Here is a 12,324-nt window from a genome sequence, read left to right as displayed (position 1 = left end):
GTCAGAAGCTGTGCCGGATGCCGAACTCGACGGCCGTCGAGCGCCGGTCCGCCAGCGTGCCGAAGCCGCTGCCGGCTGCCGTGCCGCCCGGGTAGGCCAGCGCCGACAGGCCCTTGTTCTGCAGCCGGCCGACGTCCGCGTGCAGCGCGGTGCGGATGGACAGGTTGTAGGTGTAGCCGACGGCGATCTGCGTCACATCGTCCGCATCGCGCAGGCCGTTCACATTGCCCCCGCTCATGTTCGAGTGCTGGAGCGTGGCATGCACGTCGCCCAGGCCCACCGGGACGCGCGCGCCGATGCCCCAGAGCTGGTTCTTGCGCTCGGCCAGGCCGGCGGGCGTGAAGGTGGCCTGGTGGACGAAGCCGGTGACGTAGACCACCTTGGCGTCGTAGGAGGCGCCGGCATTCCAGACCTTGAAGTCGCTGCTGCCCGGCACCTTGGTGCGGCCGGCCGCGGCGGCGATGTTCCACTGCGCGTTGTACCAGCCGAGGCGGGCGCCGCGGTAGGCGTTGTTGCCGTTGCTGGTGTTGCTGCCTTCACCGGCGGCGACCATCGCCGAGGCGTAGAAGCCGCCGAGCGTGTTGGGCGTGTAGTAGGCCACCGAGTTGTCCACGCGGGCGATCGTGCCGACGCCGCTGCCCAGGATGCCCGGCGCCGACAGCGAGCCGCCGCCGACGATATTGGCGTCGCCGGCGAAGCCGGTGCACTGGTAGACGTCGAAGGTGCCGAGGTTCAGGAAGGACGGATCGAAGTCGCGGCCCAGGCGGATCTCGCCCAGCGTGCGGCTGCTCAGGCTCACCGTGGCGCGGCGCTGGAACAGCTTGGCGCCGATCTGCGCGCCGCCCTGGGCGACGATGCCCGCCGGCGTGCCGCCGCCACCGGTGTCGGCGAAGACGGGCATCTCGAGCCAGAAGCCGGCCTTCAACCCGTCGCCCAGGTCTTCCTCGCCGCGGAAGCCGAGCCGGCTGGCGTTGGCGCCGCCGTCGAAGACGGCCTTGGTGGTGCCGCCGTCCCCGTTCTTGACCGCGCGCACGGCGAGGTCGACGACGCCGAACAGCGTCACCGAGGATTGGGCGTGGGCCGCGGTCACGGCAAGGGCCGCGAGGGCGATCAGGGTCTTCTTGTTCATCATTGCTTGTCTCCTGGTTTTAGTAAGTCAATGGTTGGTGAAATAGACGCCACCGTTCGCCCTGAGCTCGACGAACGAGGCTTCGACAGGCTCAGCCCGAACGGAGTGGCGGGTCAGTCCGTGTGCGCTTCCATTGCCGCCATCGCCGCACGGCGCTCGGCCTCGCTGGGCGCCGGCTGGGCGGCGTAGGCAGCGGCCACGTCGCTCTTCAACTTCGCCAATGCCGCGGCGCTGAAGTACTTGCCGCGCAGGAATACGCCGGCGATGCGGTCGAGGTTGGTGGCGCTGGCGATCGGGTCGGCGTCGAGCAGCACCAGGTCGGCGTTCCTGCCCTCGTCGACCGTGCCCATCGTGGCCTCGCGGCCGAGGAACTTCGCGCCGTTCAGCGTCGTGGCCTGCAGGATGTCCAGCGGCGTCAGCCCGGCCTCGGCCAGCAGCGCGAACTCCTGGTGCAGGCTGAAGCCGGGAATGACCCAGACGGCCAGCGAGGCGGTGTCCGAACCGGCCAGCAGCGGGGCGCCATTGGCCTTCAGCAGCGCCGGGAAGGTCTTCAGCTTCGCGTAGGTGGCGGCCAGCGCGGCCTGCGCCGTCGCGTCGTACGTCTTCGCATAGGCCGCCGCCGCCCCGGCCCAGGCGGCGCGGGTGGCCTTGGGGACGTAGGCGAGGTTCGGGTCGTTCAGGTACTCTGGGGCATTGCTCAGCAGCCCGGTGCGGATGCGGATCAGCGTCGGCACGTTCCAGGTGTCGTTCTTCACGAAGGTCTTCGCGAGCGACTGGCACTTGCTGTCGTCGTAGCTGTCGATCAGCGGCTGGCGCAAGGCCGGCAGGGGCGCTCCGGCGAGCAGCTGCGCGCGCAGCGTGTCCTCCTGCGAGGAGCAGTCCAGCAGCATGAAGGGGTTGCCGCCGAAGTGCTCGATCGCATGCCAGCCGGCATTGGACGACTCCAGCGCGCCCAGCGTCGGCGACAGGTGGCCCACCACCGTGAGGCCCTGGTTCTTCGCCTCGGCCAGCAACGCCAGGTTGGCATCCCGCGTGGCGCGGACCGACTTGATGAACGAGGCGCCGTAGCCCTTCTGCTTCTGCACCTCGGTCACCGCCGCCGAGGCCGACGTGGAGCCCGCCAGCGGCGTGAAGCCGAGCAGCTCGCCGCCGAAGATCTCGCCGGGCATGGCCAGGATCTCCGGCGCGTCCAGCACGCCGGAGGCGCGGTCCGCGTTGATCTGCTTCGCCTGCGCGACCAGGGCGGCCGAGCCGCGCATCTCGCGCACGCCGGTGATGCCGTTGGCGATCAGCAGGGGCCAGAAGCTCGGGCTCTGGCCGGCCGCGTCGATCGCATGGGTGTGCATGTCGAGATAGCCGGGCACCAGGTACTTGCCGCTGGCGTCCACATCGGTGGCGCTGCCGGTCGTGCGGATGTACTCGGTGGCGGCGATCTTCACGATCCTTCCGCCGTCGACGACCACGGCCATGCGCGGCGCCTGCGAGCCGTCGCGGGTGTTGACGATGGTGACGTTGCGGATGACGGTACCGCTGCTCACGTCGGTGACATCGCTGCCGCCACAGCCGGCGAGCAGCATCGCCAGGACAAGGCTCAGCCGCTTCATGCCGCAGCCTCCTCGTCGACGATCGTGTTGCGCAGGATGCCCAGGCCCTCGACCTCCACCTCGCACACATCGCCCGGCTTCATCCAGATCGGCGGCTTGCGCGCACCGCCGACGCCGGCCGGCGTGCCGCTGATGATGAGGTCGCCCGGCTGCAGCGCCATGCCTTCGGAGCAGGCGGCCACCAGCGTGGACACGTCGAAGATCAGGTCGCGCGTGTTCGCGTCCTGCAGGACCTCGCCGTTGAGCCGGCACTGCAGGCGCAGGCCCGCGGCGCCGGGCGGTAGTTCGTCGGCGCTGACGAAGGCCGGGCCGAAGCTGCCGCTGGCGTCGAAGTTCTTGCCCCACAGCCACTGGTTCGAGCGGAACTGGTAGTCGCGCAGCGAGCCGTCGTTGAACAGGGAATAGCCGGCCACGTGGGTCAGCGCGTCCTCGCGCTTGATGTAGCGGCCCGGCTTGCCGATGACGATGACGAACTCGGCCTCGTAGTCGAACATCGTCGAGACGCGGGGCCGCTGAAGCGCTTCGTCATGCGCGACCCAGGACGAGGGAAAGCGCTGGAAGATCACGGGGTGCTTGGGCGGCTCGAAATTGCTCTCGGCCGCGTGGTCGGTGTAGTTCAGGCCGATGGCGAAGGCCTTGGCGGGGTTCTGGACCGGTGGCAGGTAGCGCAGGCCGTCGAGCGGGCGGCGCGGCAGGTCGGGGTGCGTGGCGAGCAGGCGGCGGGCGCGGTCCAGGCCCTCGGGATCGCGCAGCAGCTCGTCCAGCGTGGCGGGAAGGCCCGCGGCCGTCAGGTCGGCCAGCGTGCTCGCGTCGATCTGGGCGCCGAGCGAGGGCTGGCCGGCGGCGTTGCGGAATGCAATCAGTTTCATTGTGGGGTCCTTGCTTGGAAATCAGATGCCGCAGTAGTCGCGCAGCACTTCGGGTTGGGCGCGCAGGCGGGCGGAATCGCCGGACCACACGACGTGGCCTTTCTCGATCACGTAGTGCCGGTCGGCGATGCGCAGCAGCGGCGCGATGTTCTTGTCGATGACGATCAGCGCCAGGCCGCTGGCCTTGAGTTGCTCCAGGCAGGCCCAGATCTCGCCGCGGATCAGCGGCGCGAGGCCTTCCGTGGCTTCGTCGAGGATCAGCAGCTTCGGGTTGGTCATCAGTGCGCGGCCGATGGCCAGCATCTGTTGCTCGCCGCCGCTCAGGTTGCATCCGAGGTTGCGCTCGCGCTCCTTCAGCCTTGGAAACAGCGCATGGATGCGCGCCAGCGTCCAAGGCCCGGGCCGCGCCGTGGCGACGAGGTTCTCGCGCACGGTCAGGTTGGGGAACACATGCCGGCCCTCGGGCACGAGGCCGATGCCGGCCTGCGCGATCAGGTGCGAGGGCCTGCCTGCGATCGCCGTGCCGTCGAAGCGCAGGCTGCCGCGCGTCGATGCAAGCAGGCCGCAGATCGTCTTCACGATCGTCGACTTGCCCATGCCGTTGCGCCCGATCAGCGTCACCACCTCGCGCGGCTGCACGGTCAGCGAGATGCCGAACAGCGCCTGGCTCGCGCCGTAGGACGTCTCGACGCCGGTCAGTTCGAGCAATGCCTTGGATGAACTCACAGCACCGCCTCCTCGTCGCCCAGGTAGGCCTGCCGGACCCCGGCGTTGGCGCGGATCTCGTCCACCGTGCCGCAGGCGATGGCCCGGCCATAGACCAGCACCGTGATCCGGTCCGCCAGCGCGAAGATCGCGTCCATGTCGTGCTCGACCAGCAGGATCGCGTAGCGGCCCTTGAGGCGCTGCAGCAGCTCGACCATCGCGGCCGATTCGGCGGCGCTCATGCCGGCCATCGGCTCGTCCAGCAGCAGCACGCGCGGCCGCATCGCCAGCGTCATCGCGATCTCCAGCTGCCGGCGCGCGCCGTGGGCGAGGGTGGCGACACGCTCGTCGGCCAGCGCTGCAAGCCCGACTTCGGCGAGCATGGCCCGCGCCGGCTCCACCAGCCGCGCATCGGCAGCCGCCGCCCGCCAGAACGAGAAGCTGTGGCCGCCGGCCGCCTGCACCGCGAGCATCACGTTCTGCAGCGCCGTGAACTCCGGGAACACCGAGGTGATCTGGTAGGAGCGGGCAATGCCGAGGCGGGCCCGCTGGTCCACGGGCAGCGCCGTCACCTCGCGGCCCTCGAAGACGATGCGGCCCGCGGTGGGCGGCAGCTCGCCGCTCAGCTGCGCGATCAGCGTGGTCTTGCCGGCGCCGTTCGGGCCGATCACCGCATGCAGCTCGCCGGGGCGCAGCTCCAGGTCCAGGTGGTCGGTGGCGAGCAGGCCGCCGAAGCGCTTGACCAGCCCCTGCACTTGAAGGACGGGCGCGTTCATGCCGGTTCCCCCTTGCGGCGCAGCACCATCACGACGATGCCCAGGCCGAACAGCAGGGGCCAGTGCTCGGCCAGCGGCGGCCAGGGCGAGGCGGCCAGCAGTTCCTGCAGCAGCACCCAGCCGGCCGCGCCGATCACGGGCCCGATCAGCCGGCCCGTGCCACCCAGCACGATCATCGCGATCAGGTCGCCGGAGACGGTCCAGTGCACATAGGACGGCGAGGCGAAGCGCGTCACATGGGCCAGCAGCATGCCGGCCACGACACAGGCCAGGGCGGAGATCACATAGGCCGCGAGCCGGTAGCGCAGCGTCGGGAAGCCCAGCGCCTTCATGCGCCGCTCGTTGGACCTGCAGCCGCGCAGCAGCATGCCGAAGCGCGAGTTCACCAGCCGGTGCATGCCCAGCAGCGAGGCGGCCACCAGGGCGAGGATCACCCAGTACAGCACGGCCGGATCGAGGCCCGGCAGCTCGATCGGCAGCCCCTCGTCGCCGCCATAGGCCTTCAGCCCGGTGGCGAGGTAATGGAACATCTGCGCGAAGGCCAGCGTGATCATGATGAAGGCCACGCCGCTGGCGCGCAGGCAGACCAGGCCCGTCAGCGTGGCGACGACGGCGCCGGCGGCCAGCGCCGCGGCGGGCTGCACGAGGGCGCTGGTGACGCCGTGCGCCGCCAGGATGCCCACCGCGTAGGCGCCGATGCCGATGTACAGCGCATGGCCCATGCTGACCATCGCGCCATGGCCGAGGATCAGGTTCAGCCCCAGCGCAGCCAGCGCGAAGACCAGCATCCGCGAGGCCGGCGCCAACCAGAAGGCATGGCCGGTGGCGTCGGCGATGAAGGGCAGCAGCGCGAGGGCGGCGATCAGCAGCGCGGGCATCGGCACGCGAGGCGCGGGGGCAGGTCTTGCCATCGTGGTGCTGTTCATCGCTGCCTCACCGGAAAGAGCCCCTGCGGACGCACGGCCAGCACGACGGCCATCAGCAGGTAGATCAGCATCGAGGCCACCGCCGGGCCGGCCGCCTGGGCGAGGCTGCGCGACATCAGCTGGTGGAACAGCCCCGGCAGGTAGGCGCGGCCGAGGGTGTCGACCAGGCCCACGATCAGCGCGCCGAGGAAGGCGCCGCGGATGGACCCGATCCCGCCGGTCACCAGCACCACGAAGGCCGGGATCAGGATCGCCTCGCCCATGCCCGGCTGTACCGACAGCAGCGGCCCGGCCATCAGTCCAGCGAGGCCGGCCAGCGCCGCGCCGGCGCCGAACACCAGCGCATTGATGCGGCCGATGTTGACGCCGAGCGCCTGCACCATCGCCGGGTCCGAGGCGCCGGCGCGGATCAGCATGCCGACGCGGGTCTTCTGGATCGCGAGATACAGGCCCAGCGCCACGAGCAGGCCGGCGCCGATGATCACCAGGCGCCAGACCGGGTAGCCGGCCACCGAGCCCGACAGCGTGTCCGGTACGGCCAAATACAGCGGTGCCTGGCCCCAGACGATGCGCACGGTTTCGTCCCCGCAGAGGATCAGGCCGAAGGTGACCAGCACCTGGTCCAGGTGGTCGCGCCGGTAGAGCCGCGAGATCACCAGCCGCTCGAGCACCATCGCGCCGGCCAGCGTCAGCGGCACGGCGACCACGGCCGCCAGCAGGAAGGAGCCGCTGCGCTCGAACACGGTCGCCGCGAAATAGGCGCCGAACATGTAGAACGCGCCGTGCGCCATGTTGACGAAGTTCATGATCCCGAGCACCAGCGTCAGCCCCGCCGAGAGCAGGAACAGGAAGACGCCGAGCTGGAAGCCGTTGAGCAGCTGGGTGAGGAGCAGGCTCATGAATTCAGCGCGCAGGCGGCGTGGTAGTTGTCCTCGTGGTCACGCAGCGGCGTGGCGACGGTCTTGACCGTGTAGCGGCCCTTGGCGTCCTTCACCGCCTCGAACATGTGCATGTCCTCGACCGGGAAGCCGTTGTGGTTGAAGCGGAACTTGCCGCGCACCGACCTGAAGTCCGCCGCCTTCATCGCAGCCATGAAGCCGGGCTTGTCGCCGGTGACGTTGCCTTTCACCTTGGCGATCGCCGAGTCCAGCAGCAGCGCGCCGTCGTAGGCCTGGGCCGCGTAGGTGGACGGGATGCGGCCGTACTTCTTCTCGAACGCCTCGACGAAGGCCTTGTTGGCCGGGTTGTCGAAGTCGGGGCCCCAGAAGGCGCCGCCGAGGATGCCCAGCGACTGGTCCTTCAGCGCGGGGAGGTTGGTCGCCTCGATCATGCCGCTGGTCAGCAGCGGCAGCGTCTTCAGCAGGCCCGCCTGCTGGTACTGGCGCGTGAAGTTGATGGACAGCGCACCGGGCAGGAAGGCGAACACCGCATCGGGCCGGTTGGCCTGGATCTGCGCAATCTCGGCGGAGAAGTCGAGCTGCGAGGTCGGCGTCAGGAACTCGTCGGTGACCTGGCCCTTGTAGAAGCGCTTGAAGCCGGCCAGCACGTCCTTGCCGGCCGAGTAGTTCGGCGCGATCAGGGCCATCTTCTTGATGCCCTTGTCGCTGGCGTACTTGCCGACCACTTCCGAGATGTAGTCGCCCTGCCAGGAGACGACGTAGAGATACGGCGAGCAGCCCGCGCCGGCGAAGGGCGAGGGGCCGGAGTTGGTGGACAGCAGGAAGACCTGCTTCTCGATCACCGGCCGGGCCACGGCCACCATCACGCTGGCGGCGGTGATGCCGGTGACGATGGGCACCTTGTCGCCCTCGACCAGCTTCTGCGCAAGCTGCACCGCGCGCTCGGGCTTGGCCTGGTCGTCCTCCTTGATGACCTCGACGGGCACGCCGCCGAGCCGGCCGCCGCGCTGCTCGACGGCGAGCATGAACGCGTCCGCCTGGTCCTGGCCGATGGTGCCGAAGGGGCCGGACAGGGTGGCGAGGAAGCCGATCTTCAGGGGCGGCGTCTGGGCGTTCGCAAGAACGACAGGCAAAGCAAGGCCCGCGGCCGCGAGGGCCGATTTCAAAAGGTTCATGACGATGTCTCCGGTGGCGCCTCTGTCGGGCGCGTGGGTGGGGTGTCTAGGTGGGCTGTTCAGCCTCGATCATTCGCCGCAGCGTGCGGCGGATGCGCACCGAGCCGGCGTCGGTGGCAAGCAGCACCGGCTTCATCGCGAGGATGTCGCGCTCGCCGATGTACTGCTGCTGCGCCTCCAGCATGGGCTTGTCCTGCTCGATGAAGGCGGTGCGCTGCCAGTGGCGGATCTTCTCGTCCACCGCGGGATCGTTCAGCGCGTAGTTGCGCGTGTTGCCGAAGAAGTAGTGGCAGCTCCCTTGGGTCTCGGCCGAGATCAGGTGGGCGCTCTTGATGTCGAAGATCGGCACCTCGTCATGCCGGCCCGGCCGGTACGCGCGCACGCGCAGGATCGCGACCGAGGGCGCGTGCCACTCGACCTCGTTGACCAGGTCGATCGGCTGGTCCATGTCGAGCCCCGCGTTGGCGAACACCGGCGGCGGGCGGCCGTTCGGATAGGTCAGCCGCGTGGTGATCACGTCGCCGTCCTGCTGCACCTCGGTGATCAGCCGCGGGAAGGCCTCGGAGGCCTGGAACTCGCGGTGCACGTACTCGATGTGGGTCAGGTCCACCAGGTTGTCGATGGCCAGCTCGTAGTTGGCCTTGGTGTGCATGTGTCCGCTGACGGTGCTGCGCTGCGGGTCGGTGAGGAAGGACAGGTCGGCGATGCGCGAGGGATCGGCCGCGGCGGCATCGCCGAGCCAGACCCATAGCGCGCCGTGGCGCTCGGTGGCGGCATAACTCTTCACCTGAGCGGCCTTGGGAATCACCGCGCCATCGACCGGATGCCGTACGCATTGGCCGCTCGCGCCGAAGCACAGGCCGTGGTAGCCGCACTCGATGTGGTCGCCGACCTGGCGGCCCTTGTGCAGCGGCACGAAGCGGTGCGGGCAGCGGTCCTGGATCGCGGCGATGCTGCCGTCCTTCTGCAGGCGGTAGACGAGGATCTCCTCGCCTGCGATCGTGCGGTGGACCATCGCGCCGGATTCGGCCAGCTCGTGGGCCCAGCCGATCACGTACCAGCAATTCCTGAGGAAGAGGCTCATGGCTTCTGCTCCTGTTCGATTCGGGCGGCGACCAGGCGGCGGGCGCGCATCATCCCGGCGTCCGAGGCGATCATCCCCAGCGGCTCCGGCTTGCGCGACAGCGAGACCTGCTGCGCCTCGACCACCACCTTGTCCTCGCCGAAGGTCACTTCCAGGCTCTGGCGCAGGCGCTCGCGGCCGTCCGGCGCACCGGGCTGGCGCTTGTTCGCGCCGCTCCAGAAGTAGTGGCTCGTCGTCTCGCTCTCCGGCGTCATCGTGTTGAAGCCGATGAAGGCGAAGCCCCCTTCGCGCTTCCCTTCACGCGCGCCGCTGCCCGCATCGACGGCGCCGGTGTGGATGCGCACGGTGGCCGGGGTGAAGAAGTCGATCTCCATCCAGCGGTCCACCAGGGCCGTGTTGAACTTCGCGGCTGCGGTGTAGGCCGGCGGCGGCACCGAGTCCATCATCCAGCGCTCGACGCGCACGCCGAGGTCGGTCGGCACCGTGTGCGTCTCGGCTTCCGAGTGCGCCTGCGGCGTGCCGCCGATCGTGCGGCCGTGGACATAGCCGACATGGGTCAGGTCCATCAGGTTGTCGGTGATCAGCTGGTAGTTCGCGGCGACCGGGTAGCGGTCTTTCACCCACTCCCAGGCCGGGTCGTCGTGCCAGGGATGGCGGGGGATCTGCGCGGCATCGGCGCGCGCCTCGTCGCCCATCCAGATCCACACGAGGTGATCCTGCTCCGCGACGACATAACGCTTCACCTTGGCGGCAGGAGGGATCAGCGCCTGGCCGGGCACCATCGTGCACTGGCCGCGCGCATCGAAGACCAGGCCGTGGTAGCCGCACTGCACCTGGTCGCCGCGCACGCAGCCGTGCGACAGCGGCAGGCCACGGTGGCAGCAGCGGTCCTCCAGCGCGGCGACCTGGCCGGATTCGGCGCCGCGGTACAGCAGCACCGGCTCGCCCAGCAGCGTGCGGGCGAGTTTTTCTCCCGGCTTGATCTCGTCGGCCCAGGCGGCGACGTACCAGCTTTGTCTGACGAAGGCCATGATGTTCTGTCTCCTTACAGCCGGACCGTCTCGCGGCCTTTGAGCCCCAGCATCTCACGGGCCTCGGCCGGCGTGGCGATGTCCAGGCCCAGCGATTCGAGGACGCCGCGGATCGCGCGCACCTGCTCGGCATTCGATGTGGCCGGCTTGCCGCGCGCCAGGGACAGCGAATCCTCCAGCCCCACGCGCACGTTGCCGCCCATCAGCGCTGCCTGCGTCGCCAGCGCCATCTGGTGCCGGCCGGCGCCCAGCACCGACCACTGGTAGCCGCCCTCGCCGAACAGCTTGTCGGCGGTGCGCTTGAGGAAGGTCAGGTTCTCCGGATCGGCACCGATGCCGCCCAGGATGCCCAGCACGAACTGCAGGAACACCGGCCCGCGCACCAGACCGCGGTCGACGAAGTGCTTCAGGTTGTAGAGGTGGCCCACGTCGTAGCACTCGAACTCGAAACGGGTGCCGTGCGCATCGCCGAGCCTCGAGAGCACCTGCTCGATATCGCCGAAGGTGTTGCGGAAGATCGCGTTGCGCGTGCCTTCCAGGTGCTCGGGCTCCCAGGCGTGCTTGAAGACCTTGAGCTTCTCCAGCACCGGGAAGAAGGCGAAGTTCATGCTGCCCATATTGCAGCTGCTCATCTCGGCCGAGATGTCCAGCGCGCCGGCCAGGCGCTGCTCCAGCGTCATCGTGTGGGAGCCCCCGGTGGTGATGTTGATGATGGCCCCGGTGGCCTTGTGGATGCGCGGCAGGAACTGGCGGTAGACGGCCGGGTCGAAGGAGGGCCGTCCATCTTCGGGGTTGCGGGCGTGCAGGTGCAGGATGGCTGCTCCCGCCTCGGCGGCCTCGATCGCCTGCGTGGCGATCTGGTCCGGCGTGATCGGCAGGTGCTCCGACATGCTGGGCGTGTGGACCGAGCCGGTGACGGCGCAGGTGATGATGACTTTGCGTGCGGCCATGGCTGTCTCAGGCTCCGACAAGAAGTTGTTGCAGCACGGTGGGCGGCTGGTGGCCCCAGAGGCTGATGCGGTGGTATTCGCGGCGGTCGTCCCAGTCCTCGCCGACGGTGCGGCCGGTGGCGCCGATCTCGACCAGCCAGCCGCCGGGGCTGACGCTGTAGAAGCTGACCATGCCGTCGTTCTCGTGCTGGCCGATGGTGTTGGCCAGCGGGGTCTTCGCGGCCAGCGCGCGCTCGTAGGCCGCGCCCACCGGCGCCACGGCGGCCACCTCGAAGTTCACGTGGTGCAGCTTCTGCGGCACCTCGGGCATCGGCACGAAGGCCAGGGCCAGCGAGTGGTGGCGCGGGTTGGCATGCAGGAAGCTGACGTTCATCTCCGGGGCGCCAGCAGGGCCGAGCGCCATGCGCAGCGTGTCGGACAGCTTCATGCCCAGCGCCTCCATCGCGAAGCGGCGCGAGGCCTCGTAGGCTTCGGCCGTGTTGACGACGAAGACGTAGTGGCCGAAGCCCTGGGCGCCGGTGACGAAGCCGTCCGGATAGTGCGGGCTGGCGAAGGGCGTGGCCGCGTCGACCAGGCCCAGCACCACGTCGACCTTGACGCCCCAGGGCGACATCATCGACACACCCTCGCCGACGCCGCGCAGCTCGCGCTCGGCGGGGGAGAGCGGGGTGGTGGCGACGCCGGCCGCGGCCAGGCGCTGCAGCACCCGCCGGTAGGCCGCGGCATCCACGGCCTCCAGGCCGATCGCTGCCGCATCGTCGCGCTCGGCCTGGCGCAGCCACACCCGCGCGGCCTTGCCGTCGTTGCGCCAGCGGCTCTCCGCGCCGGCCGCCGGCTCGGCCGGCATCAGGCCGACGACTGCGTGCAGGTAACGGCCTACCTGCACGGGGTCCCGGCAGTCGATGCCGATGTAGGCGGTGCTCAGTTCGATGTTCATTCTTCCGTCTCCTGGTGGTCTTGTCTTCTCAATGCCCGGCGATCAGCGGCAGCGCCGCGCAGGCCGCCTCGGCCGAATCGCCGCGCCAGGCGACGACCTGGTCGGGGCGGATCAGCACGTAGTCCGCGCCGTACAGCCCCCGCAGCGCTGCCGATTCCGGGGCCAGCACGCGCAGCGGCAGGCCGCCGGCCGAGGCGGCGATGCGGGCCGCGCCCTCGGCGCCGGCGCGGGTCACCAGC

12 protein-coding genes and 1 pseudogene are annotated in these 12,324 nt (G+C 69.8%); all 13 read right to left on the bottom strand.

The window, feature by feature from the left end; genetic code table 11:
- Position 1: 1 nt before the first annotated feature.
- Positions 2-1,129 (bottom strand): porin, encoded by a 1,128-nt coding sequence (locus B0W88_RS11115; RefSeq protein ID WP_077034743.1) that lies wholly within the window; start codon positions 1,127-1,129, stop codon positions 2-4.
- Between the two features lie 113 nt (positions 1,130-1,242).
- Positions 1,243-2,733 (bottom strand): amidohydrolase family protein, encoded by a 1,491-nt coding sequence (locus B0W88_RS11110; protein ID WP_077034725.1) that lies wholly within the window; start codon positions 2,731-2,733, stop codon positions 1,243-1,245.
- A complete protein-coding gene (locus B0W88_RS11105; protein ID WP_077034724.1) occupies positions 2,730-3,602 on the bottom strand; it encodes a fumarylacetoacetate hydrolase family protein in 873 nt (290 codons plus the stop codon). Before B0W88_RS11105 ends, B0W88_RS11110 begins: the two co-directional genes overlap by 4 nt.
- 21 nt (positions 3,603-3,623) lie before the next feature.
- Complete coding sequence (locus B0W88_RS11100; RefSeq protein ID WP_198937818.1) at positions 3,624-4,328, bottom strand: ABC transporter ATP-binding protein; 705 nt, start codon at positions 4,326-4,328, stop codon at positions 3,624-3,626.
- Positions 4,325-5,083 carry an ABC transporter ATP-binding protein gene (locus B0W88_RS11095; RefSeq protein WP_077034722.1) on the bottom strand — a complete coding sequence of 253 codons (759 nt, stop codon included), beginning with the start codon at positions 5,081-5,083 and terminating at the stop codon, positions 4,325-4,327. Before B0W88_RS11095 ends, B0W88_RS11100 begins: the two co-directional genes overlap by 4 nt.
- Positions 5,080-6,009 carry a branched-chain amino acid ABC transporter permease gene (locus B0W88_RS11090; RefSeq protein ID WP_077034721.1) on the bottom strand — a complete coding sequence of 310 codons (930 nt, stop codon included), beginning with the start codon at positions 6,007-6,009 and terminating at the stop codon, positions 5,080-5,082. The genes B0W88_RS11095 and B0W88_RS11090 overlap by 4 nt, the downstream gene beginning before the upstream one ends.
- Positions 6,006-6,908 (bottom strand): branched-chain amino acid ABC transporter permease, encoded by a 903-nt coding sequence (locus tag B0W88_RS11085; RefSeq protein WP_077034720.1) that lies wholly within the window; start codon positions 6,906-6,908, stop codon positions 6,006-6,008. Before B0W88_RS11085 ends, B0W88_RS11090 begins: the two co-directional genes overlap by 4 nt.
- Positions 6,905-8,083, bottom strand: coding sequence for an ABC transporter substrate-binding protein (locus B0W88_RS11080; RefSeq protein WP_077034719.1), 1,179 nt, complete (start codon positions 8,081-8,083; stop codon positions 6,905-6,907). The genes B0W88_RS11085 and B0W88_RS11080 overlap by 4 nt, the downstream gene beginning before the upstream one ends.
- Positions 8,084-8,129: 46 nt before the next feature.
- On the bottom strand, positions 8,130-9,167 hold the full coding sequence (locus B0W88_RS11075; RefSeq protein ID WP_077034718.1) for an aromatic ring-hydroxylating dioxygenase subunit alpha: 1,038 nt from the start codon (positions 9,165-9,167) through the stop codon (positions 8,130-8,132).
- Positions 9,164-10,198 (bottom strand): aromatic ring-hydroxylating dioxygenase subunit alpha, encoded by a 1,035-nt coding sequence (locus B0W88_RS11070; RefSeq protein ID WP_077034717.1) that lies wholly within the window; start codon positions 10,196-10,198, stop codon positions 9,164-9,166. Before B0W88_RS11070 ends, B0W88_RS11075 begins: the two co-directional genes overlap by 4 nt.
- Before the next feature lie 14 nt (positions 10,199-10,212).
- Entirely contained in the window at positions 10,213-11,148 is a 936-nt protein-coding gene (locus tag B0W88_RS11065) for a 3-keto-5-aminohexanoate cleavage protein (protein ID WP_077034716.1), read from the bottom strand.
- A 7-nt stretch (positions 11,149-11,155) separates the two neighbouring features.
- On the bottom strand, positions 11,156-12,085 hold the full coding sequence (locus tag B0W88_RS11060) for a VOC family protein (protein ID WP_077034715.1): 930 nt from the start codon (positions 12,083-12,085) through the stop codon (positions 11,156-11,158).
- Positions 12,086-12,113: 28 nt separating this feature from the next.
- Positions 12,114-12,324: pseudogene (locus tag B0W88_RS32960) on the bottom strand (FAD-monooxygenase); the annotation flags it as partial.

This window comes from Pelomonas sp. KK5, from assembly GCF_001984095.1.
Classification (GTDB): domain Bacteria; phylum Pseudomonadota; class Gammaproteobacteria; order Burkholderiales; family Burkholderiaceae_C; genus KK5.
The sequence above is the reverse complement of the archived record's forward strand: the minus strand, read 5'-3'. Positions and strand labels throughout refer to the sequence as shown.

What these genes read in the sequence shown, in the direction of transcription:
- B0W88_RS11115 (WP_077034743.1), bottom strand. Translation starts at nt 1,129, where the DNA reads ATGAACAAGAAGACCCTGATCGCCCTCGCGGCCCTTGCCGTGACCGCG.
- B0W88_RS11060 (WP_077034715.1), bottom strand. Translation starts at nt 12,085, where the DNA reads ATGAACATCGAACTGAGCACCGCCTACATCGGCATCGACTGCCGGGAC.
- B0W88_RS11095 (WP_077034722.1), bottom strand. Translation starts at nt 5,083, where the DNA reads ATGAACGCGCCCGTCCTTCAAGTGCAGGGGCTGGTCAAGCGCTTCGGC.
- B0W88_RS11110 (WP_077034725.1), bottom strand. Translation starts at nt 2,733, where the DNA reads ATGAAGCGGCTGAGCCTTGTCCTGGCGATGCTGCTCGCCGGCTGTGGC.
- B0W88_RS11070 (WP_077034717.1), bottom strand. Translation starts at nt 10,198, where the DNA reads ATGGCCTTCGTCAGACAAAGCTGGTACGTCGCCGCCTGGGCCGACGAG.
- B0W88_RS11080 (WP_077034719.1), bottom strand. Translation starts at nt 8,083, where the DNA reads ATGAACCTTTTGAAATCGGCCCTCGCGGCCGCGGGCCTTGCTTTGCCT.
- B0W88_RS11090 (WP_077034721.1), bottom strand. Translation starts at nt 6,009, where the DNA reads ATGAACAGCACCACGATGGCAAGACCTGCCCCCGCGCCTCGCGTGCCG.
- B0W88_RS11075 (WP_077034718.1), bottom strand. Translation starts at nt 9,167, where the DNA reads ATGAGCCTCTTCCTCAGGAATTGCTGGTACGTGATCGGCTGGGCCCAC.
- B0W88_RS11085 (WP_077034720.1), bottom strand. Translation starts at nt 6,908, where the DNA reads ATGAGCCTGCTCCTCACCCAGCTGCTCAACGGCTTCCAGCTCGGCGTC.
- B0W88_RS11105 (WP_077034724.1), bottom strand. Translation starts at nt 3,602, where the DNA reads ATGAAACTGATTGCATTCCGCAACGCCGCCGGCCAGCCCTCGCTCGGC.
- B0W88_RS11065 (WP_077034716.1), bottom strand. Translation starts at nt 11,148, where the DNA reads ATGGCCGCACGCAAAGTCATCATCACCTGCGCCGTCACCGGCTCGGTC.